Below are 21,839 nucleotides of genomic sequence, written 5' to 3' on the forward strand. Positions count from 1 at the left end.
TTTTCGCTTATATCATAAATTATTTTGCAGTTTTACGCATACGACCGCGCTGTGCTTTATCAAGAATTGTTTTTCTTAAACGAATGCTTTCTGGTGTAACTTCTACCATTTCATCTTTATTAATATATTCTAAAGCCTGTTCCAAGCTTAAAATACGTGGAGGTGTTAAGCGAATAGCTTCATCAGAAGAAGAAGAACGCATATTGGATACGTTTTTCTTTTTGCATGGGTTAACATCCATATCAAGTTCACGGCTATTTTCACCAATAATCATACCTTCATAAACCATTTGGTTTGGAGAGATGAACATTGTACCACGGTCTTGAAGTGTATAAATACCGTATGGAGTAGTTTCGCCTTGTTCAAAAGCAACGAGAGAGCCACGACTACGTCCTGGAATATCTCCTTTATATGGAGCATATCCGCGGAATACATGGTTCATAATACCATTACCTTTAGTATTAGTTAAGAATTCAGAACGGAAACCGATAAGACCACGAGCTGGAATTGTGAATTCAAGACGTAAATAACCTTTGAGTTCTGTCATATTGGAAAGTTCTGCTTTACGTGTACCAAGGGATTCCATAACAGTACCCATGAATTCCTGTGGAACTTCAATAGTGAGGTTTTCCATTGGTTCGCAGAGTTGACCATTAATTTCTTTATAAATAACTTCTGGTTTACCGATTTGAAGTTCATAACCTTCACGGCGCATTGTTTCAATCAAGATAGAAAGATGCAATTCGCCACGGCCAGAAACTTTAAATGTATCAGGACTATCTGTTTCTTCAACACGAAGACTTACATTTGTTTCAGTTTCTTTAAATAAACGTTCGCGTAAATGACGAGATGTTACAAATTGACCTTCACGACCAGCGAATGGGCTAGTATTAACACCAAATGTCATGGAAAGTGTTGGTTCATCAATGTTGATTGTTGGAAGAGCTTCTGGATTTTCAGCATCTGCTACAGTATGACCAATACTTGCACTTGCAAGACCAGTAAGAGCTACGATTTCACCGAGTGGAGCTTCTGGAACTTCAACACGTTTTAAACCTTGGTAAACATATACTTTACCAATACGTTCTTTCTGTTCACCATCGCCACTGATAACGACAACGTTTTGACCTTCTCTTATTTTACCACGCATTACTCTACCGATAGCTACGCGGCCAACATATTCATCAGAGTCAAGTGTTGTAACCATTAATTGAAGAGGACCATCAATATCGCCCTGTGGAGCTGGGATTTCTTTTACTAATAAATCCATTAATGGTTCAAGGCTATCACTTTCATCTTCAAGGTTAAGTTTTGCAATACCATCACGAGCAATAGCATATACAACAGGGAAATCAAGCTGATCATCATCAGCACCGAGTTCCATGAATAATTCCAGAATTTCATCATAAACATCATCGATACGCTGGTCAGGACGGTCGATTTTATTGATGACAACAATAGGTTTTAAACCTTGTTCTAAAGCTTTACGTAAAACATATTTAGTCTGAGGCATAGGACCTTCAGAAGCATCAACAAGCAAAAGGACACCATCAACCATGTTGAGTACACGTTCAACTTCGCCACCAAAATCGGCATGGCCCGGTGTATCAACAATATTGATTTTAATATCTTTATACATTACAGCTGTATTTTTGGACAAAATGGTAATACCGCGTTCACGTTCAAGCGCATTAGAATCCATTACACGTTCTGCTACTTGTTCATTAGCACGGAAAATATGACTTTGTTTAAGCATAGCATCAACAAGAGTAGTTTTACCGTGGTCAACATGAGCTATGATAGCGACATTTCTCAATTTGTTGTTAGTATACAAAAAAAATTCCTCCTAATGTATCAATGATATAGTTATATTTTAAAAGTATCTTTTTATTAGTGTAGTATATCCATATATTTATGTCAAATATTAATTTACTTTGTAATAGTATTTATTGCGATAATTATGGTTCTTCAAGTGAAATATTACCGAGTTTACCAGCGCGAAAATCTTTTAAAATAGCAATTGCTGTTTTTTCTGTATCAATCACGCCGCCTTTTTGTAAAAAGCCTCGTTTTTTACCAACAAGTGCAAATAACTCTTCACTTGTCTGTGGCAATTCAGTTATTTTATAACGCTCCATTATATTTTGTCCATAGCGGTCTTTTAAACGCCAAATCAAAAGTTGTGCCGCATGTTCAATATCATAGACTTCATCGCTAATAGCTCCTGTAAAAGCTAAATTTAAACCTACTTCTGGGTCTTCAAATTTAGGCCATAAAATACCTGGTGTATCCAACAAGTCAAGATTATTTTTAATTTTAATCCATTGTTTAGCACGTGTAACACCTGGTTTATCGGCCGTTTTAAGTGAAGCACTACCTGATAGGCGATTTATTAGTGAAGATTTACCAACATTCGGTATTCCTACAATCATAACACGAGCATTGCGCGGTTTAGCACCTTTACTAGCAAATTTAGCAGTTTTACTTTTTGCAAGTTCATCTGCTTTAGTAACGAGTTGGCGAATGCCTTTACCATTTAATGAATTTATTTTTACAACGGATTTACCTAATGAAGTAAAATATTCTTCCCATTCATTATTAATAGCATTATCTGCTAAATCAATTTTATTCAAAGCAATGAGATGAGGTTTACTTCCTATTAAATCTTTTAAAATTGGATTGGCACTGCTACGCGGAATACGAGCATCTAAAAGTTCTATGACTACATCAACCAACTTTAAATTTTCTATGATGATACGCTTTGCCTTAGCCATATGACCAGGATACCAGTTAAGTTGCGCAAGTGTTCCTAAATCGTCCATATTCAAACCTCCTTATAAAATTTATATATACGACAAATAAACTCAACAAAAAAGGCACTGCTTTAAAATAAAAAACAGTGTCTATTAATATATTATATACCATATTCATTACAAAATCAAAAAATTATAGTACATTAAAATGTTTCAATGCATTTAAAATGCCATCATTATCTACATCGGTCGTCACATAATCAGCAATAGATTTTACATCATCAGAAGCATTTCCCATAGCTACACCAATTTTAGCAAATTCCAACATTTCCTTATCATTACCGCCATCGCCGAATGCCATGCATTCATCAATATCTATGCCGTAATAATCCAAAACGTATTTAATGCCCGTCGCCTTTCCGCCGTCCTTCGGAATTATATCACCGACGAAAGGGCACCATCTGACCGAGCGGCAGTTCGGCATCATCTTTAAAATAGGAGCTTCGTCTTCTTCCGGTAAGAATAAATTCAGTTGATATGTTTTGTGCGTATATATACGTTGCATACTGTCGACAAATCTTTTCGGTGCAGTACCCCCAAGAGCTTTATCAAAATCATCCAGATACTGATTGCGCAGATTGTAATAGAAATAATCAAGCTCAATGAAACCGCAGGCAATATCCTTATCCTTGAAATAATCCGTTAAAACGGTCAAATCGTTTTTATCAAGTGTCTGTTCGTGAATAATATTGTCATTTTTATCATAACAGTACTGCCCGTTCAACGTGATGTATCCGTCAAATAAATCATGCAGTTCCTTCGTCAAAAATTTGATATCCGCAGGAGGACGACCCGTGCAGATGAATAATTTAATACCTTTATTATGAAGCTCGTTCAGTGCTTTTATTGTCGATTGCGGAATTTTATGCGTTTTAAAACTGATTAATGTTCCGTCTATATCGAAAAAAATCGCTTTTACCATATAATTATCAGCCTACTTTCGTTGAAATACATAATCAGTATAATAAAATTCTCGCCAAATAACAAGAATAATATTTTTCATTCATATCGGCTATAATGAGGCACTACTTAAAATCTAAAAAAAGCAAAACAGTTTATGCTTTTATTTCTGCTGTAATTGATGCAATGTACGCTGTCTGTATTTTCTTTCCGATAGAGCATGCCGCAGCCGCTTGCAATTAAGCGTATCAAAATATTTTCTGGCCACAATGTTGGGCAGAGCGACGCCGACTGTAATGGCCAATATGACCAATGTGGCATTTACGCCGCTTTGTACGGCCGACAGTAACTCGCTTGCATTTAAGGCATCTATATCTATGATATTAAACAACAGGCGGTACATGAAAATTCCCGGCATTAAGGCAATCGCAGACGGAATAACCAATACGTGCGTGGGTACATGAAACCAGTGTACTGCCTTCAATGCAATAATGCTGATAGCCAGTGCCCCTAAAAAAGTTCCTATCGGCATGCCGACTCCCAGTAAATCCATGGATACGGTACGGACACAGACACAGATTATGCCGCCGATACCGACAATTAACAAAAGGCGCGGCGGCACATCGAACATGGTGGAAAAACCAGCTGAAGCGATAAATGCTGAAAATACATAAATAATATAAGACTGATGACTTATCATCTCTATATGCGTAAAATCTGTAACATTAAAAATTTTAATTGCAAATAATATACCAAAGGTCATAGCTCCTACCATTAAAAGCGTATTCATGGCACGCGTCATACCCGCTGTGATATATCCATCAAGCATATCCTCTAAGGCATTTATCATAGGAACACCAGGAACTATAAAAATAGCACATGCAAGCATAGGATACCAAGGCGTAGAACTAAATGGCAAAAAATGCATGAAATAGGCAACTGTTGTCGCAACAAAAGAAGAAATCTGTATTGCTACATATGGATTGATTTTGCTTTTAACACATACTTTTCTAACAAAAAAACCAATAAAAGCAGCAAATGCCGTATACAGTGCAGCTACTAAATCACAGCCAAACATTTTGCCAACTCCACCGCAGGCAAGTGCAGCACCTAAGTTTATGATAAATGAAGTATATTTATTTTTCTTTTTAACAATTTGTTCGAGTTGATAACGAAATTGTTCTAATGAGAAATCTTTTTCAATTGCTTCCCATGTCAACTTACTGACTTCAGATATTACATGCATATCAACATTATGTTGTTGGCACTTTTGCAACTTCGTTAAATGGTAGTTATTCTCACTAACAGTAATCATTATCGTTGTATACGTTATGTGTATCTGTATTTGCTCATCGAATATATTAGCAAATGCTGCTGTTCTCTTCATAGAGCGTACAATTCTATTCGTATCAGCAGAGTTTTCCATTAAAAGTTGCCCAACTCTTAAAATAAGCTGTGCCTTAGCATTAAGTTCTATATATTTTTTATCTATCATAAATTTCCCCTACTCAAATCATATATATTTATATTATAACCTGTCTTAATAAATTAATAGATAAATCTATGTAAAAAATAAATATTTATGTAAATAGAACTTTTATATTTTAATATCTATAAAATATAATCATATTTATATTATACACAATAAACTTACATTTAAATGAAAACATACAATAACTAACAATATAAATGTAGTAAAAAACAGCCTTAAAGCATAAAGCTAAAAGGCTGTTTCATACGTTTTATACGCGCGTATTAAATTACAAAATCAAAATCAGATAGTATGAACGCGAATTGTGCTTGTGCTACCTTCGCCAAATTTCATACCAGAAGTGATGATTGTTTTATCGCCTTGTTTTACAATGCCTTTGCGAACAGCAGCAGCAGTTGCAGTTGCGATCATTTCATCAACATCATCCCATGCTTTACCTTCAACAGGGATAACGCCCCAACGTAAGTTGAGATGACGAGCAACGCGTTCGCTAGGAGTGTAAGCAACGATTGTAGCTTTTGGACGATATTTGGAAACTACTTTAGAAGTGTAACCGCTTTCAGTTGGAGTGATGATAGCTTCTGCACTGAGTTCATAAGCCATCTGAACTGTAGCATGAGCGATAACGTCTGTAGTAGTGATATTGTGATGAGTGAAGCCTTTAGAAATAAAGATTTCTTTGTATTCAAGAGCTTGTTCAACACGTTTAGCAATAGTGTTCATAGTGGAAACAGCTTCTAATGGATAATCACCATTTGCGGATTCACCGGAAAGCATGATAGCATCTGCACCGTCGAAGATTGCATTAGCAACGTCGGAAGCTTCTGCACGAGTTGGACGTGGGTTAGCAGTCATGGATTCAAGCATCTGAGTTGCAACGATAACTGGTTTACCGAGTTTGTTACATTTTTTGATGATATCTTTCTGAATAAGAGGAACTTCTTCAGCTGGCATTTCAACACCGAGGTCACCACGAGCAACCATGATACCATCAGATGCAGCGATGATAGCATCGATATTTTTAACAGCTTCAACACATTCGATTTTGGAAATAATTTCCATGTGTCCACCATGTTCTTTAATTAAAGAACGAATAGCTTCTACGTCTTCAGCACGCTGAATGAAAGAAGCAGCGACAAAGTCCATGTCATGTTCGATACCGAAGATGATATCGTTTCTGTCTTGTTCGGAAATAGCTGGAAGACCTAAAGATACGCCAGGAGCAGCAGCACGTTTACGAGTGCTCATAGGTCCATCATTCAAAATAGTAGTAACAATGTCTTTACCTACGATTTCGTCAACATGAAGACCAACGAGACCATCGGATAATAACAAAGTATTACCAGGTTTTACTTCAGTGTAAAGTTTTTTATGATTGATGGAAACATGTGTTTCATCACCTGGAATGTCTTCATTAGTTAAAGTGAATTTGTTGCCTGCTTTAAGGAATACTTTACCTTCAGCAAAATCGCCAAGACGCATTTCAGGTCCTTTTGTATCAAGCATTAAAGAAACAGTTACGCCAAGTTTTTTAGCAGTTTCTTTTACTTGATTAATGCGAGTTTCATGTTCTGCATAGTCACCATGAGAGAAATTGAAACGAGCAACGTTCATGCCATTTTCAATAACTTTTTCTAAAAGGCCATCGCCTTTATCATAGTTAGGACCCATTGTGCAAACGACTTTTGTTTTCTTTAACATTTTTAAAATCCCCACCTAAATAAAATTTTTTATTTACTCATTGCTTCCTGTACAGCTACAGCTACGGCTACGCTAGCACCAACCATAGGATTGTTACCCATGCCGATGAGACCCATCATTTCAACATGAGCAGGTACGGAAGAAGAACCAGCAAACTGAGCATCAGAATGCATACGACCCATAGTATCAGTCATACCATAGGAAGCAGGACCTGCTGCCATGTTATCTGGATGAAGTGTTCTACCAGTACCGCCGCCGGATGCAACGGAGAAGTATTTTTTACCCTTTTCAATGCATTCTTTTTTGTAGCAGCCTGCTACTGGATGCTGGAAACGGGTTGGGTTTGTAGAGTTACCAGTAATAGAGATGTCAACATCTTCTTTATGCATGATGGCAACACCTTCTTGAACGCTATCTGCACCATAGCATTTAATAGCAGCACGTTCACCAGTAGAATAAGGAGTTTCCTTAACTACATTGAGGTCACCAGTTGCATAATCATACTGAGTTTGAACATAAGTGAAACCATTTATACGAGAAATAATCTGAGCAGCATCTTTGCCAAGACCATTTAAGATAACTTTCAAAGGAGTAGTTCTAACTTTATTTGCAGTTCTAGCGATACCAATAGCACCTTCAGCTGCAGCAAAAGATTCATGACCTGCGAGGAATGCAAAGCATTTTGCATCTTCACTTAAAAGCATGGAAGCAAGGTTACCATGACCTAAACCTACTTTTCTGTTTTCAGCAACAGAACCAGGAATACAGAAAGCTTGAAGACCTTCACCAATAACTTTAGCAGCATCTACAGCTTTTGTGCAACCTTTTTTAATTGCCATAGCTGCACCTACAGTGTAAGCCCAGCAAGCGTTTTCAAAGCAAATTGGCTGAATACCTCTAACGATAGCAGCTACATCAATGCCTTTATCGTCACAGATTTTTTTAGCTTCTTCAAGAGAAGAAATACCATAGCCGTCTAAAGCTTTGTTAATTTTATCAATACGACGTTCGTAACTTTCAAACAATGCCATTTAATTTCATTCCTTCCTAAATTTATTATTCTTTACGAGGGTCTACGTATCTTGCAGCTTCAGCAAAACGACCATAAGTACCTTTTGCTTTTTCTAAAGCTTCTTGAGCAGGAATACCTTTTTTAGTAATCATTTCCATCATTTTGCCGAGGTGAACGAATTCATAACCGATGATACGGTCTTCTGCATCAAGAGCAATTCTTGTTACATAACCTTCAGCAAGTTCAAGATAACGGGAACCTTTTGCAAGTGTACCATACATAGTACCAACCTGGCTTCTTAAACCTTTACCAAGGTCTTCAAGGCCAGCACCGATTGGAAGACCGCCTTCGGAGAATGCAGTCTGAGTTCTACCATATACGATCTGGAGGAATAATTCTCTCATAGCAGTATTGATAGCATCACAAACAAGGTCAGTGTTTAATGCTTCAAGAATAGTTTTACCAGGAAGAATTTCGGAAGCCATAGCTGCGGAATGAGTCATACCGGAGCAACCAATAGTTTCAACTAATGCTTCTTGGATAACGCCATCTTTAACATTGAGTGTTAATTTGCAAGCACCCTGTTGAGGAGCACACCAGCCAACACCATGAGTTAAACCACTGATATCTTTGATTTCTTTAGCCTGTACCCATTTACCTTCTTCAGGAATTGGAGCTGGGCCATGTTTTTCAATGCCTTTTGCCACACATGTCATGTTAGACACTTCTTGTGAATAGATCATCTTTTTTTCCTCTCCTTATATATAATATACACATTTTTTAAACGATATACATTATAACATTATATCATATCATTATTCAAGTTTATGACGCTAAATTGAATAATTCAATTTAAATTTTAGTCAATTAAAGATTTACCAGTCATTTCAGCTGGAACTTCAAGACCTGCTAAAGTAAGTAATGTTGGTGCTATATCGCATAATGCACCGTTTTTAACTTCTTTAACTTTATCAGATACTACGATAAATGGTACTGGGTTTGTAGTATGTGCTGTAAATGGTTCTTTTGTTTCTTCATCAACCATTTTTTCAGCATTACCATGGTCAGCTGTGATGCATACGCTACCGCCAACTTGTCTAATAGCATCTACAAAACGACCAACACAAGTATCAACAGTTTCAACAGCTTTAACAGCTGCTTCCATTACACCTGTATGACCAACCATATCACCATTAGCATAGTTTAAGATAATAAAATCATATTTTTTAGATAAAATAGCTTCAACAACTTTATCTGTAACTTCAATAGCACTCATTTCAGGCTGTAAATCGTAAGTAGCAACTTTTGGAGAAGGTACTAAGATACGGTCTTCACCTTCATATGGTTGTTCTACACCACCATTGAAGAAGAATGTTACATGAGCGTATTTTTCAGTTTCAGCAATGCGAAGTTGAGTATAGCCAAGTTTACTTACATATTCACCTAAAGTATTAGTTAAAGCTTCTGGTTTGTAAGCGATTTCTACATTCATACCTTTTTCATACTGAGTCATTGTAACGAATGGAACTTTTAAATCTTCATTGCGAGCAAATCCGTCAAAAGTTGTATCAGTAAAAGCATGAGTAAGCTCACGAGCACGGTCAGGACGGAAGTTATAGAAAATAGCTCCATCGCCATTTTTCATACCAGCATAATCACCAACTACAACTGGTACAACAAATTCATCAGTTGTATCTTCTTCATAAGAATTTTTAATTGCAGCAGCTGCTGTAGGCTGATTTACACCTTTAGCCATTGCAATTGCTTCATATGCTTTTTGTACACGGTCCCAACGTTTATCACGGTCCATAGCATAATAACGACCGGAAATAGTAGCAATTTTACCTACACCGATTTCTTTAAGTTTAGCTTCGAGCTGTTCTAAATATTCAGCAGCACTAGAAGGTGGAACGTCACGGCCATCAAGAAATGCATGAACGTAAACCTTTTCTATTCCTTCTTGTTTAGCTAATTGTAATAAAGCATAAAGATGAGTGTTATGACTATGAACACCACCATCAGATAATAGACCCATTAAATGAAGAGCACCATTATTTTTCTTTATTGCATTAATAACATCTAAAAATGCAGGATTTTTAAAGAATGAACCTTCACGAATAGCTTTTGTGATACGAGTCAATTCCTGATAAACAATACGACCAGCACCGATATTAGTATGACCAACTTCGGAGTTACCCATTTGACCATCTGGAAGACCAACAGCTTCACCAGAGCAAGCTAGTTGTGCATGAGGATATTTAGCAGTTAAACCATCAATAACAGGTGTGTTACCTACGCTTACAGCGTTTGTATCACTGCCAGCTACACCCATTCCCCAACCGTCCATGATAATCAGTGCAACAGGAGCATTAAGTTTAGACATTATTTCATTACCTCATTTAGTAAAATTATTAACGGCATAGCACTCAATCATAAAAATAATTGAGTGCTTCTCGTTACAGACGAGCTAACCCCACGTGCCACGCGGTTTCTTTTACTTTTTTTAGGGATAAAATCTTATTTAAAGTTAACAATAGCACTGAAATCAGCAGCTTTCAAAGAAGCACCGCCAACGAGTGCACCATCAACGTTAGGTTTTTTCATTAAACCATCAATTGTTGCAGGTTTTACGCTTCCGCCATATTGAATACGAACTGCATCAGCAGTTGTTTCATCGAACATAGCTTTTACAGTTTCACGAATGCAAGCGCAAACTTCTTCAGCTTGTTCAAATGTAGCAGTTTTACCTGTACCAATAGCCCAGATTGGTTCATAAGCGATAACAAGACCAGCAACTTGTTCAGCAGTTAAGCCAGCAAGAGCAGCTTTAATTTGACCACTAACGAAATCATTAGTTGTACCAGCTTCACGAGTTTCTAAAGTTTCACCGCAGCAGATAATTGGAGTAATACCAGCAGCAAGAGCAGCTTTAGCGCGTTTGTTTACATATTCATCAGTTTCACCAAACATTTCACGGCGTTCGGAATGACCGATTACAACATATTCAACACCGAGTTCAGTGAGCATTTCAGCGGAAATTTCACCAGTGAAAGCACCGCTTTTTTCCCAATGAACGTTCTGTGCACCAACATGGATATTAGTGCCTTTTACAGCTTCACAAACAGCGGAAAGAGCTGTGAAAGTAGGGCAAACAACGATATCAACTGCATTGTTATCTTTAACAAGTGGAGCTAAATCTTTAACGAGAGCAACACCTGCAGCTGCAGTATTATTCATTTTCCAGTTACCAGCAATAATAGGTTTACGCATTACAAAATCAACCTCTTCTTAAATTATTATATATAATTTTTTTATTATTTGTCAGCAATAGCTGCGATACCAGGCATTGGTTTACCTTCGAGGAATTCCAAAGTTGCACCGCCGCCAGTAGAAATATGAGAAATTTTATCAGAAAGACCAGTTTTCTTGAGAGCTGCGATAGAGTCACCGCCACCAACAATGCTAGTACCTTCTGATTCAGCAACAGCATGAGCGATTTCTTCTGTTCCTTTTGCGAATGCATCAAATTCAAATACACCCATAGGTCCGTTCCAAACAATTGTTTTTGCATTTTTAACTGCATCTTCGCATTCTTTGCTGAATTTGTTATCTAAAATCATCCAGTCAGCTGGAACTTCATCAACGGATACAGTTTTATGGTTTGCATCAGCTGCGAATTTATCAGCTACTACAACTTCAGCAGGAAGGAATACTTTTACGCCTTTTTCTTCAGCTTTAGCAAGTAATTCTTTAGCAAGTGGTAATTTTTCTTCTTCGAATAAAGAAGAACCAATGCCTTTGCCCTGAGCTGCGAGGAATGTATTAGCCATACCACCACCGATTACTACTGCATCAGCTTTTTCTAACAAGTTAGAAATAACGCCGATTTTATCGGAAACTTTAGCGCCACCGATGATAGCAACGAATGGACGTTGTGGATTAGATAATGCTGTACCGATGAACTGGATTTCTTTTTCAATTAAGAAACCAGCAACAACTTCAACATACTGAGCGATACCAGCATTGGAAGCATGAGCTCTGTGAGATACACCAAAAGCATCATCAACAGCAACATCAGCTAAAGATGCAAGTTGTTTTGCAAATTCTGGGTTATTTTTAGTTTCTTCGTTGTGATAACGGAGGTTTTCAAGTAATAATACTTCACCTGGTTTTAAATCAGCAGCAGCTTTTTCAGCAGCTTCACCAACGCAATCTTCTGCATATTTAACTTCTTTACCTAAAAGTTCAGAAAGTCTTTTTACGATAGGTTTAACAGACAATTCTGGAACTCTCTGTCCTTTTGGACGACCAACGTGGCAAGCAAGAATTAATGCAGCATTATGTTCTAACAGATAATTTAAAGTAGGTAATGTAGCACGAATACGTTTATCGTTAGTAATATTTTGGTTTTCATCCATAGGTACGTTAAAATCAACGCGAATAAATACTTTTTTACCGTTTACATCAATATCTCTGATAGATTTCTTATTCATTAATAAAACCCTCCGTAAATTCAAAATAGGACCGGCCTTTTTAAGACCGGTCCATAAAAGGCTGCACAAATCAAATTACTTAAGTTCAGCGAAGTATTTAATTGTACGAACCATCTGGCTAGTGTAGCTGTTTTCGTTATCATACCAAGAAACAACTTGAACTAAGGAGTTGCCATCTTCCATCTGGGAAACCATAGTCTGAGTTGCATCGAATAAAGAACCATATCTCATGCCAACGATATCGCTGGAAACGAGTTGTTCTTCAGTATAACCGAAGGATTCAGTCTGAGCAGCTTTCATAGCTTCGTTGATACCTTCAACAGTTACATGGCCTTTTACAACTGCTACTAAAATAGTAGTGGAACCTGTAGGGGTAGGAACACGCTGTGCAGAACCGATTAATTTACCGTTCAATTCAGGAATAACAAGACCGATAGCTTTTGCAGCACCAGTGGAGTTAGGAACGATGTTAACAGCTGCAGCACGGGAACGACGTAAGTCACCTTTACGCTGTGGGCCATCAAGAGTCATCTGGTCACCAGTGTAAGCATGAACTGTAGTCATGATACCGCTCTGGATAGGAGCAAATTTGTTAAGAGCGTTAGCCATTGGAGCTAAGCAGTTAGTTGTGCAAGAAGCAGCGGAAATAACTGTGTCGCTAGCTTTTAAAGTTTCATGGTTTACATTGTAAACAATTGTAGGAAGATCGTTACCAGCAGGAGCGGAGATAACAACTTTTTTAGCGCCAGCTTTGATATGAGCTTCTGCTTTAGCTTTGGAAGCGAAGAAACCAGTGCATTCCAAAACAACGTCCACATCAAGTTCGCCCCAAGGTAATTCTTCAGGATTTGGTTTAGCATAAATAGTGATTTCTTTACCGTTTACAGTAATAGAATTTTCACCAGCTACAACGCTGTCAGCATATTTATATCTGCCCTGAGTAGAATCGTATTTGAGAAGGTGTGCAAGCATTTTAGGACTTGTTAAGTCGTTGATTGCAACAACTTCATAACCTTCTGCATCGAACATTTGTCTGAAAGCGAGACGACCAATACGGCCGAAACCATTAATAGCAACTTTAACTGCCATTTTAAAAATACCCCCTAAAAAGTAAAAAAAGTTTTTCCAGCTAAACTGGAATAATATTTAACTAAAATTTGTACATATGCAAATTCTAGTTGATAACAATGAAAAAACTTACCTACTACATAAATTAAATATATCACGCAACATTTAACTAAATATATACATAATATATACATACAAGTTTTTCACTAAACTTATAATACAATAAATAACATCAAATTGTCAATCATTTCAACTATTTTTTTATGGTATATTTATAAAACATGTCCATAAAATAAATTTATTTAAGTCTTCTATTTTATTTACTCTATATTATTACATATTCTCCATTAAATAAAAAAAACCTGCTTTATATTATATTTTTTTTAATATAAAGCAGATTTTTTACTAATTTTTTACAAAAGGTAAATCAACTATGAATTATAAGCCGAATTTTTTAGCTGTTTGTACTACAATAGCACATTCACAGCGTTTCTTCTGTAATTCACAACCAAGTTCATATGGTTCATGAATATTGCCATGGAATAAATCAGCATTAGCATGACAACCACCACTACAGAAAAATTTTGCCCAGCAATTACGACATTTTTCTTTGCTTAAAACATGTGTACTTCTGAATTCTTTTGGCAATTCTTTATTCTTAACGCCTTCAAATACGTTACCAAGCATATAATTTTCACGACCAGCAAATTGATGACATGGATACATATTTCCATCAGCAGCTACAGCAAAGTATTCATGACCAGCACCACAGCCACTGAGACGTTTTGCTACACATGGGCCATGTTCAAGGTCTATATTGAAATGGAAGAAGAAGAAGCCTTTACCTTCTTTTTGACGTTTTAAATAAATTTCTGTGAGTTTATCGTATTCAGCAAAAATTGTAGGTAAATCTTTTTCAGTAAAACCGTATGGAGAATCTTTTAATACAACTGGTTCTACTGATAAAATATCAAAACCTTCATCAGCCATACTGAGTACATCTTTAGAAAAGTCCATATTGCGGTTTGTGAATGTTCCACGCAAATAGTAGTTTTCTCCATTACGGGAATCTACTAATTTTTTAAAGTTCTTAACGACTTTATCGTATGTGCCATTACCACCAACATCAGGACGCATATAATCATGTACTTCTTTACGACCATCAAGACTTAATACTAAACTGATATTATTATCATTTAACCATTTTATATTATCATCATTTAACAATACACCATTTGTTGTAAGTGTTAATTTAAAGATTTTGCCTGTTTCTTTTTCTTTTTGACGAACATATTCAGTTACGTATTTTACTACTGGCATATTAACAAGTGGTTCGCCACCGAAAAAGTCAATTTCACAATGTTTACGTTTTCCACTATGTGCAATGATATAATCAACTGCTGCTTTACCTACTTCTTTTGTCATCAAGCGACGGTCATGACCCATATCACCTGTACCAGCAAAGCAATAACGACAACGCAAATTACAATCTTCTGCAACTAATAAACACATGGATTTTACTAAACCAGTTTCACCAAAATATGGAGGAACATCAATATCAGGAGCAAATAACTCTCCTTTATCCATGAGTTCATGCAATTCTACTAAGATTTCTTCTAAATCTTTTTTGTCATATGTTCCAGAAAGTTTTTCAATTACTTCAGCATCATTAGTGCCATCAAAATAGTCCATTACATCATAAACTGTTTTATCAATTAAATGTACTGTAGAACTATTTACATCTAATAAGATATACATACCATTTTGATAAAATTTGTGTATCTTGTTACTCATAGCCATTATTTAAAAATTACACCTCTATAAATAAATATAATTTATAATTTATTTTAAAACAAATAATTTGTACCACCCTAATTAACAGTAAGAAAGGGACTGCAATAACAGCCCCTTTTCTTAAAAATATTAGTGTTTTTCACAAACCTGATTGCCAACTGTGCAAGAAGTTTTGCAAGCGGATTGACAAGAAGCTTGGCATTCGCCACAACCGCCAGTTTTAACACTAGCTTGTAAATAAGGTTTGTTTACAGTTTTAATATGTTTCATCTATATCGCTCCTTTTTTATTTAATACATTAATATTTTATATTCTTTTAATGAATTAAGCAAGTTTTTTACTATTTTTTTGGAATCATTATTATTTGAACTGGTAAATTAGAAGCTCCTGGAGGCGTATATTCAAAATAAACATCATCCGTATTATCATATGTTCCTAAATATGAATAATAATTTGTTTTTTCTTCATGACCGTAAAATGGTATATTTTCTGGTGTATTAATTAATCTTTTTTCACCATCTTTTCCAATTTGTACAGTCATAGCTCCAGCATAAACTCCCCCAATTGGTTTTAAATAATAGCTAGTTTTGCCATTACCTTCAAGATTGAGATGAATTTTATAATTCACGCCATAATTACCAAAGTTTTGTGTCTGCACAAAATCAGTTTTATCTAAACCGTATTTATATAAATCGGTTTTATTATCACCTAAATAAAAATAAGCTTTTCCGCCTTGCTCTGGATTGTATGGAACACGATTAGTTACATAACGGTCGGCACCTTCAAATGTACCACGCAACATATGCTGGTCTCTTGGAAGTACCTTTGCAGATTTAGCAAAATCGTATAAATCGACATTTGCTGGTGCAAATACCACTGTTACTTGTAAATCTTCTTGTGCATTAAAATCAAATATACCATACACTAAAGCTTCATTTTGTATAATTCTTTCTCCATCTTCCAAGCGAAGTAATGTTTTACCATATGGAGGCAAGTTTATTTCACGTGTTTGTTGCTGACCAAAATAGCGCTGCATAGTGACTTTACCTACATAAAGATAATCTGCACTAGGACCGCCTACAGCTTCTCTTGTTATTGTGATTTTATTTGGCTTATCTGACATATTTTTAATGACTACTGCCACTTTTTTATCTTGCTCAGTGCCGTTTACATGATAATATAATAATCTAGCATCGCCTTTAACAGTGTCTTGATATAAAATACCATCTTTTTCAACTGTTTCAGGTGAATCAGAAAATAATAACGTTATATTATCATCATCATTTGAAGTCATAAACAAAAGTTTATCAGCTTCATATTTTTTTACATCACTATCTTTCTTAGACAAGATAATTGTATCTTGTTCATTCCCCTTTTTACTTTCATCACTACTTTTTGCTTGAACGTTATTCATGAAAAAGACAGTAAATACCATCATAAACGCAATTAAATTAAATAATTTTTTTAAACTCATCAAACATCCTCAAATATATAATATTTTAATCTATATGTTGATTAATCCCTAATCTATACAAAATTTTTGTCTTAAGCAAACGCCATTTAAAGCCTAAACTACCAAAGCGATAATTTGATACATTTGTTCTTTGCAACAAAAAATTATCCGTATTTGATTGATTATAACCAGCATTGCCTGTTACAGCTGCTAAATAATCATTATCTTTTAAACACTTAATACTTTCATCTGTATAAACACCATTAGGATAAGAAAAGAAATATATCGTTTTCATGCCATTCCATTCCATTAAAAGTTTTGATAATTTTATTTCATTATCAAGATTTTCTACAGGAACTTCATTAAGCGGTATATGATTAGCTGTATGACTACCAATTTCAATGCCATTATCTTGCATTTCTTTTAATTGTTGCCAATTTACATAGCCTTCCTTACCAATGTAATTAGTAGCCATGAACATAGTTGCTTTCATACCCATAGCCTGCACCATTGGCATCATATTTATATAATTATCTTCATATCCATCATCAAATGTCAAAATTATTGGATTAGGTGGCAATTCTTCGCCGTATTTTTTAGCGCGAATATAATCCATAAGTGATATAGTGTTATAGCCATTATCCTTAAAATAATCTAGTTGTTCTTGAAATTGTTGTCTTGATAATGAGTAGTCATCTGTATCAACACTATCATCATTTACACGATGATATTCAAAAATCAATACACCTTGTGGTGGATAAATATATACAGAAGCTACTGTACCTATCATAAAGACACAAAATAAAGCGACTACAGCTACTATCCATTTTTTTATATTCATTATTTAGCCATATCACCTTTCCTCAGTTGTTCTGCTAATACATCTAGTTTTCTCATGCGATGATTTATTGCTGAACGACTACATTTTAAAATATCAGCCAGTTCTGTAAGTGAAGCTTCTGGATTTTTAATACGTAAATTTGCTGTTTGTTTTACAACTTTTGGTAAATCTTCAAATTTATCATATCGTTTAATCAACTTTATATTATTAATTTGTCTTACCGCAGCATTAATTGTTCGCTGTAAATTAGCAGTTTCACAATTTATTAAACGATTTACTTGGTTCCTGATTTCTTTTAAATTGCGCGCCGATTCAAAATCACGCAATAAATCATCTTCAACACCAATCAGTCCCAAAAGCTCCAAAATTGCTTCACTTTCCTTTAAATAAACAATATAAACATTTTTCCTATCAGTAAGCCCTACTGGTAAATATAATTCACGGCATAAATCATAAATTAACTTAACAAAATTATAATTATCCGTAACAAATTCTAAATGATATTGACCTTCAGGACGATTTACCGAGCCACCACCTAAAAAAGCACCTCTTAAATAAGAAATTTTACAACAATCTTTTTTTAAAAAATTACGGTCTGTACCAGCATCTAATAAATTCTTTGCTGTTAAAAAACCTAATTTTTGTAAAATACTACTCGTTTCAGGTGAAGGAATTGCTCTTACAGAATAATTATTATGTTTGCGTAATCTACGCGAACGTCTTACTGTAACTTCAGTGTGAATTTTCGGCACACTGGTCTTAAATAATGATAATATTTTACGAGCTACTGCCGCATTCTCAGTGACAAAATTAATACCAAAATCATGTTTACTATTAAAGGAAATTGTGGCACCCATGCGAAGCAAAGCAGCAAGCTCTGCCATTTTGCAACATGTTTGCGAGCCTAATACATGTACCAATTCATTTTTTACTTGACTGGCAAACGATGACATCAGTACTCTCCTTTATCTATTTTTTTAATTATCTTGTTGTAATGTGTGATAAATTTCCATTACTTGATGAGCAAGTTTTTGCGAATCGTGATGTATCATTTGTGAATCATCAATAATATCCGCTTTAAAACATTTAACACCTAAGCTTTCAATGGCATTTTCATCTACAAGTACAGGATATTGTCCTTCTTGTGCATAATGTTCCTGCATTTCCTGTGATATAGGTTTATTATTGACTAATACATAATCAACAATACCATTACCGCCATGTTCTATTAAAGCTTTAACATGCATAGAAGCCGTATAATCATCTGTTTCACCTGGTTGTGTCATTACATTACAAATATAGATTTTTACAGCATTGCTTTCTCTAATAGCTTTTGCAATATCATCAACCAACAAATTTGGAATAACACTTGTATATAAACTACCTGGTCCTAAAACGATAACCTTAGCTTCATAAATTGCTTTAAGTGCAGATGGAACAGCTTCAACATGATGTGGAAAAATATGCACACGTTTTATACGTTTGTGTACCAATGGAATTTGCGATTCACCCTCTACAAATGTACCATCTTCCATAGTAGCATTTAAACGCACTTTAGACGTTGTAGCTGGAAATACTCTACCTTTAACAGCTAAAACACGACTTGATTCCTTCAAAGCTTGTTCAATATCCCCTGTAACTTCTGTCATTGCCGTAATAAATAAATTACCAAAACTATGACCGGCTAAATCACTATTACCACTAAAACGATATTGAAATAATTTTTCCATCATAGGTTCAGTATCAGCAAGAGCCACTAAACAATTTCGCAAATCACCAGGTGGAATAACATTGAATTCTTCACGTAATCTACCTGAAGAACCACCATCATCTGCTACTGTTACTACAGCTGTCACATTGCGAGTTGCCTCTTTCATACCACGAAGCAGTACAGAAAGACCTGTACCACCACCTACTACTGTGATATTAGGGCCTTTATCTAAACGACGATGTTCATAAATCATATCTACCAAACGACTTGATTTATCTGGAACAAGTACTGTTATAAGAGAACGAATTATCATACGCGTTGCTAAAAGCATGATAACCACGCCTAGCAATATGACAATACTACCTACTAGAGCAGTAACTGTATAATTATATGTTCCCGTCCACGTATATGTTACATAGAACACTAATTCTTCAAAGCTATCAAGATATTTATAATTAAATACTACCGCCAATCCCATACCAGTTAAAAGTACACCGATAGCAAATAAAAACAACCAGCGTTTAAACTTTAATCCAGGATAAAGCCATTTTAATAAGTGCATTTAAAATCTATCCTTTCATTAATCAGCTATGTCCTCATCAGCTATATGTTCTTCTACTTTATTCTTCATCAAATCACGATGTTCAATATTAACAAGATAATCTTTATCTTTAAGCAATTTATATATATGATGTGCAATAAATACAGAACGATGCATACCACCTGTACAGCCTACAGAAATGACAAGTTGACTTTTTCCTTCATTTATATATTGTGGAACAAGAAAATCAATAAAATCATCCAGTTTTTCTTTAAATTGCCTTGTAATATCAAAACTATCTATATATTTAGCTACATCTGCTACATTACCACTTTTATAACGTAATTTTTCATCATAAAATGGATTAGGTAAAAAACGTACATCAAAAATTAAATCAGACTCCAATGGCACGCCAAACTTAAAACCAAAAGATAATATATTTATATTCATTCTGCCACTGTCATTTGTCTTAAACATCTTTGTAATACGTTCTTTTAATTCGCCACTTTTTAAATTACTTGTATCAATAATATGTGTTGCCCTTTGTTTAATTTTATCAAGTGCTTTGCGTTCTTGTTTTATAGCATCACTGACAAGTGCATTAGGGTCCATTGGATGACGGCGACGAGTTTCTTTATATCGTCTGATGATAACCGCATCTGATGCATCCATAAATAATAATTGATATGGTACATTCTGTTCATCAATTTCATCAAGCACTTGCATAAAAGTTTCAAAAAAATCCTTGCTTCGTGCATCAACTACCAATACAAATTTTTGCATATGGTCTGAAGAATGACTGCATAATTCTACAAATTTAGGAATAAGCATTGGAGGCAAATTATCTACACAAAAATAATCCAAATCCTCCAAACTACGACATGCAAGTGTTTTTCCTGCTCCAGACATACCTGTAACAATTATCAGTTTAAAGTCTTTCATATAATAAACACCTCTAATCTTTAAAATAGCCACTATAAACAGTATATCGCTATAACATCACCATAAAATCATAAAATGATTTATATTTGCTCTTAATTTTTGCAAAATATAAATCATTTTACAACTAATTTATTTCGATATTTTTCCGATACACCGCATATATTATAATATTAATTATAATATTAATGTCAAATATCTGTCTTCAATACATACTTATAAATAGCTTCTGCAACACCATCATGTTCACAATCGCCAACTACAACATCGCCACATGCTTTTACATCATCTTTAGCACTGCCCATAACTGCACTAAAACCAGCTTCTTTTAACATCGGAACATCATTATTAGCATCGCCGATAGCCATTACTTCATCCATAGAAAACCCCAATTTTTCGGCTAAACGTTTAAGTCCGCTCGCTTTATTCACATTTGGAGCCATTATTTCCACATATGTTGGCTGAGATTTTGCTGCATGTGCTCTACCTGCGAAATCCTCATTGAAAGATTTTGCTACTGCATCACTTTCTTCATTACTATTAGTAACAATTAAAATCTTAGGAATACCGGTAGTTAACTTTTCAATTTCCTTGCCAATACAAATTCCTTTTACACCTATGGATTGTTCATATCCAATAGATTTTTCATTGTAGACTTCAAAATATAATTTATCATTTTGGTAACTCTGAAAATAATATCCATGTTTATGGCAATATTCATAGATTTCACTGACAAGCTCAGGTTCTAAAAAGCCTTCATAATAAACTTTGCCTGATACAGATTTTATCAATGCTCCATTATACGTTATAATCGGCACATCTAATTCTAATTGCTGCGCATAACGGCATGAAGCATCGTACATTCTACCCGTAGCAATTGTCGGTATAACGCCAGCAGCTGCTAAATCTTTAAAAGCTTTTTTATTACCTTCTGTAATCTGTTTTTTACCATTTAAAAGTGTACCATCTAAATCAGTTGCAAAAAGTTTTATGGCCATATACAATCCCACTCTCTCTAAAAATCTTTACCACTAATTATTAAATTATACCAAAGCTAACGAATATATTAAAGCTAATTACC

At 35.1% G+C, this 21,839-nt stretch carries 19 protein-coding genes; all 19 read right to left on the reverse strand.

Annotation, left to right across the window (positions count from 1 at the left end; translation table 11 throughout):
• Positions 1-19: 19 nt before the first annotated feature.
• Entirely contained in the window at positions 20-1,834 is a 1,815-nt protein-coding gene (gene typA / locus CKV65_RS03815) for a translational GTPase TypA (RefSeq protein WP_027889583.1), read from the reverse strand.
• Positions 1,835-1,958: 124 nt separating this feature from the next.
• The gene (gene ylqF, locus CKV65_RS03820; RefSeq protein ID WP_027889582.1) at positions 1,959-2,822 is read right to left on the reverse strand and encodes a ribosome biogenesis GTPase YlqF; all 864 of its coding nucleotides are present in this window, start codon (positions 2,820-2,822) and stop codon (positions 1,959-1,961) included.
• A gap of 124 nt (positions 2,823-2,946) precedes the next feature.
• Entirely contained in the window at positions 2,947-3,735 is a 789-nt protein-coding gene (locus CKV65_RS03825; RefSeq protein WP_027889581.1) for a Cof-type HAD-IIB family hydrolase, read from the reverse strand.
• A gap of 141 nt (positions 3,736-3,876) precedes the next feature.
• Positions 3,877-5,208 (reverse strand): threonine/serine exporter family protein, encoded by a 1,332-nt coding sequence (locus CKV65_RS03830; protein ID WP_027889580.1) that lies wholly within the window; start codon positions 5,206-5,208, stop codon positions 3,877-3,879.
• Positions 5,209-5,487: 279 nt separating this feature from the next.
• Complete coding sequence (gene pyk / locus CKV65_RS03835; RefSeq protein ID WP_027889579.1) at positions 5,488-6,906, reverse strand: pyruvate kinase; 1,419 nt, start codon at positions 6,904-6,906, stop codon at positions 5,488-5,490.
• Between the two features lie 29 nt (positions 6,907-6,935).
• Positions 6,936-7,937 carry a GGGtGRT protein gene (locus CKV65_RS03840; protein ID WP_027889578.1) on the reverse strand — a complete coding sequence of 334 codons (1,002 nt, stop codon included), beginning with the start codon at positions 7,935-7,937 and terminating at the stop codon, positions 6,936-6,938.
• Positions 7,938-7,962: 25 nt separating this feature from the next.
• Positions 7,963-8,661: an iron-sulfur cluster assembly scaffold protein gene (locus CKV65_RS03845; RefSeq protein ID WP_027889577.1), complete on the reverse strand. Its 699-nt coding sequence runs from the start codon at positions 8,659-8,661 to the stop codon at positions 7,963-7,965.
• Positions 8,662-8,777: 116 nt separating this feature from the next.
• Positions 8,778-10,301, reverse strand: a complete 1,524-nt coding sequence (gene gpmI, locus CKV65_RS03850; protein ID WP_027889576.1) for a 2,3-bisphosphoglycerate-independent phosphoglycerate mutase — start codon at positions 10,299-10,301, stop codon at positions 8,778-8,780.
• A gap of 134 nt (positions 10,302-10,435) precedes the next feature.
• Positions 10,436-11,188 carry a triose-phosphate isomerase gene (tpiA, locus tag CKV65_RS03855; RefSeq protein WP_027889575.1) on the reverse strand — a complete coding sequence of 251 codons (753 nt, stop codon included), beginning with the start codon at positions 11,186-11,188 and terminating at the stop codon, positions 10,436-10,438.
• A gap of 44 nt (positions 11,189-11,232) precedes the next feature.
• Positions 11,233-12,411: a phosphoglycerate kinase gene (locus CKV65_RS03860; RefSeq protein ID WP_027889574.1), complete on the reverse strand. Its 1,179-nt coding sequence runs from the start codon at positions 12,409-12,411 to the stop codon at positions 11,233-11,235.
• Between the two features lie 75 nt (positions 12,412-12,486).
• Positions 12,487-13,500, reverse strand: a complete 1,014-nt coding sequence (gap, locus tag CKV65_RS03865) for a type I glyceraldehyde-3-phosphate dehydrogenase (protein ID WP_027889573.1) — start codon at positions 13,498-13,500, stop codon at positions 12,487-12,489.
• A gap of 417 nt (positions 13,501-13,917) precedes the next feature.
• A complete protein-coding gene (scfB, locus tag CKV65_RS03870) occupies positions 13,918-15,273 on the reverse strand; it encodes a thioether cross-link-forming SCIFF peptide maturase (RefSeq protein ID WP_027889572.1) in 1,356 nt (451 codons plus the stop codon).
• A gap of 129 nt (positions 15,274-15,402) precedes the next feature.
• Positions 15,403-15,543 carry a six-cysteine ranthipeptide SCIFF gene (gene scfA / locus CKV65_RS03875; RefSeq protein WP_071601700.1) on the reverse strand — a complete coding sequence of 47 codons (141 nt, stop codon included), beginning with the start codon at positions 15,541-15,543 and terminating at the stop codon, positions 15,403-15,405.
• Between the two features lie 70 nt (positions 15,544-15,613).
• Positions 15,614-16,747, reverse strand: coding sequence for a hypothetical protein (locus tag CKV65_RS03880; protein ID WP_027889571.1), 1,134 nt, complete (start codon positions 16,745-16,747; stop codon positions 15,614-15,616).
• Positions 16,748-16,772: 25 nt separating this feature from the next.
• Entirely contained in the window at positions 16,773-17,567 is a 795-nt protein-coding gene (locus CKV65_RS03885) for a polysaccharide deacetylase family protein (RefSeq protein WP_027889570.1), read from the reverse strand.
• On the reverse strand, positions 17,567-18,520 hold the full coding sequence (gene whiA / locus CKV65_RS03890) for a DNA-binding protein WhiA (protein WP_027889569.1): 954 nt from the start codon (positions 18,518-18,520) through the stop codon (positions 17,567-17,569). The genes CKV65_RS03885 and whiA overlap by 1 nt, the downstream gene beginning before the upstream one ends.
• A gap of 24 nt (positions 18,521-18,544) precedes the next feature.
• Positions 18,545-19,840 carry a gluconeogenesis factor YvcK family protein gene (locus CKV65_RS03895; protein WP_027889568.1) on the reverse strand — a complete coding sequence of 432 codons (1,296 nt, stop codon included), beginning with the start codon at positions 19,838-19,840 and terminating at the stop codon, positions 18,545-18,547.
• An 18-nt stretch (positions 19,841-19,858) separates the two neighbouring features.
• Positions 19,859-20,761, reverse strand: a complete 903-nt coding sequence (gene rapZ / locus CKV65_RS03900; RefSeq protein ID WP_027889567.1) for an RNase adapter RapZ — start codon at positions 20,759-20,761, stop codon at positions 19,859-19,861.
• A 188-nt stretch (positions 20,762-20,949) separates the two neighbouring features.
• The gene (locus CKV65_RS03905) at positions 20,950-21,756 is read right to left on the reverse strand and encodes a Cof-type HAD-IIB family hydrolase (RefSeq protein ID WP_027889566.1); all 807 of its coding nucleotides are present in this window, start codon (positions 21,754-21,756) and stop codon (positions 20,950-20,952) included.
• Positions 21,757-21,839 lie beyond the last annotated feature (83 nt).

Source organism: Megamonas hypermegale (genome assembly GCF_900187035.1).
Taxonomy (GTDB): Bacteria; Bacillota; Negativicutes; order Selenomonadales; family Selenomonadaceae; genus Megamonas; species Megamonas hypermegale.

Excerpts from the sequence above, each read along its gene's own strand:
- ylqF (WP_027889582.1), bottom strand. The coding sequence starts at position 2,822 with ATGGACGATTTAGGAACACTTGCGCAACTTAACTGGTATCCTGGTCAT.
- CKV65_RS03825 (WP_027889581.1), bottom strand. The coding sequence starts at position 3,735 with ATGGTAAAAGCGATTTTTTTCGATATAGACGGAACATTAATCAGTTTT.
- CKV65_RS03830 (WP_027889580.1), bottom strand. The coding sequence starts at position 5,208 with ATGATAGATAAAAAATATATAGAACTTAATGCTAAGGCACAGCTTATT.
- pyk (WP_027889579.1), bottom strand. The coding sequence starts at position 6,906 with ATGTTAAAGAAAACAAAAGTCGTTTGCACAATGGGTCCTAACTATGAT.
- CKV65_RS03840 (WP_027889578.1), bottom strand. The coding sequence starts at position 7,937 with ATGGCATTGTTTGAAAGTTACGAACGTCGTATTGATAAAATTAACAAA.
- CKV65_RS03845 (WP_027889577.1), bottom strand. The coding sequence starts at position 8,661 with ATGATCTATTCACAAGAAGTGTCTAACATGACATGTGTGGCAAAAGGC.
- gpmI (WP_027889576.1), bottom strand. The coding sequence starts at position 10,301 with ATGTCTAAACTTAATGCTCCTGTTGCACTGATTATCATGGACGGTTGG.
- tpiA (WP_027889575.1), bottom strand. The coding sequence starts at position 11,188 with ATGCGTAAACCTATTATTGCTGGTAACTGGAAAATGAATAATACTGCA.
- CKV65_RS03860 (WP_027889574.1), bottom strand. The coding sequence starts at position 12,411 with ATGAATAAGAAATCTATCAGAGATATTGATGTAAACGGTAAAAAAGTA.
- gap (WP_027889573.1), bottom strand. The coding sequence starts at position 13,500 with ATGGCAGTTAAAGTTGCTATTAATGGTTTCGGCCGTATTGGTCGTCTC.
- scfB (WP_027889572.1), bottom strand. The coding sequence starts at position 15,273 with ATGAGTAACAAGATACACAAATTTTATCAAAATGGTATGTATATCTTA.
- scfA (WP_071601700.1), bottom strand. The coding sequence starts at position 15,543 with ATGAAACATATTAAAACTGTAAACAAACCTTATTTACAAGCTAGTGTT.
- CKV65_RS03880 (WP_027889571.1), bottom strand. The coding sequence starts at position 16,747 with ATGAGTTTAAAAAAATTATTTAATTTAATTGCGTTTATGATGGTATTT.
- CKV65_RS03885 (WP_027889570.1), bottom strand. The coding sequence starts at position 17,567 with ATGAATATAAAAAAATGGATAGTAGCTGTAGTCGCTTTATTTTGTGTC.
- whiA (WP_027889569.1), bottom strand. The coding sequence starts at position 18,520 with ATGTCATCGTTTGCCAGTCAAGTAAAAAATGAATTGGTACATGTATTA.
- CKV65_RS03895 (WP_027889568.1), bottom strand. The coding sequence starts at position 19,840 with ATGCACTTATTAAAATGGCTTTATCCTGGATTAAAGTTTAAACGCTGG.
- rapZ (WP_027889567.1), bottom strand. The coding sequence starts at position 20,761 with ATGAAAGACTTTAAACTGATAATTGTTACAGGTATGTCTGGAGCAGGA.
- CKV65_RS03905 (WP_027889566.1), bottom strand. The coding sequence starts at position 21,756 with ATGGCCATAAAACTTTTTGCAACTGATTTAGATGGTACACTTTTAAAT.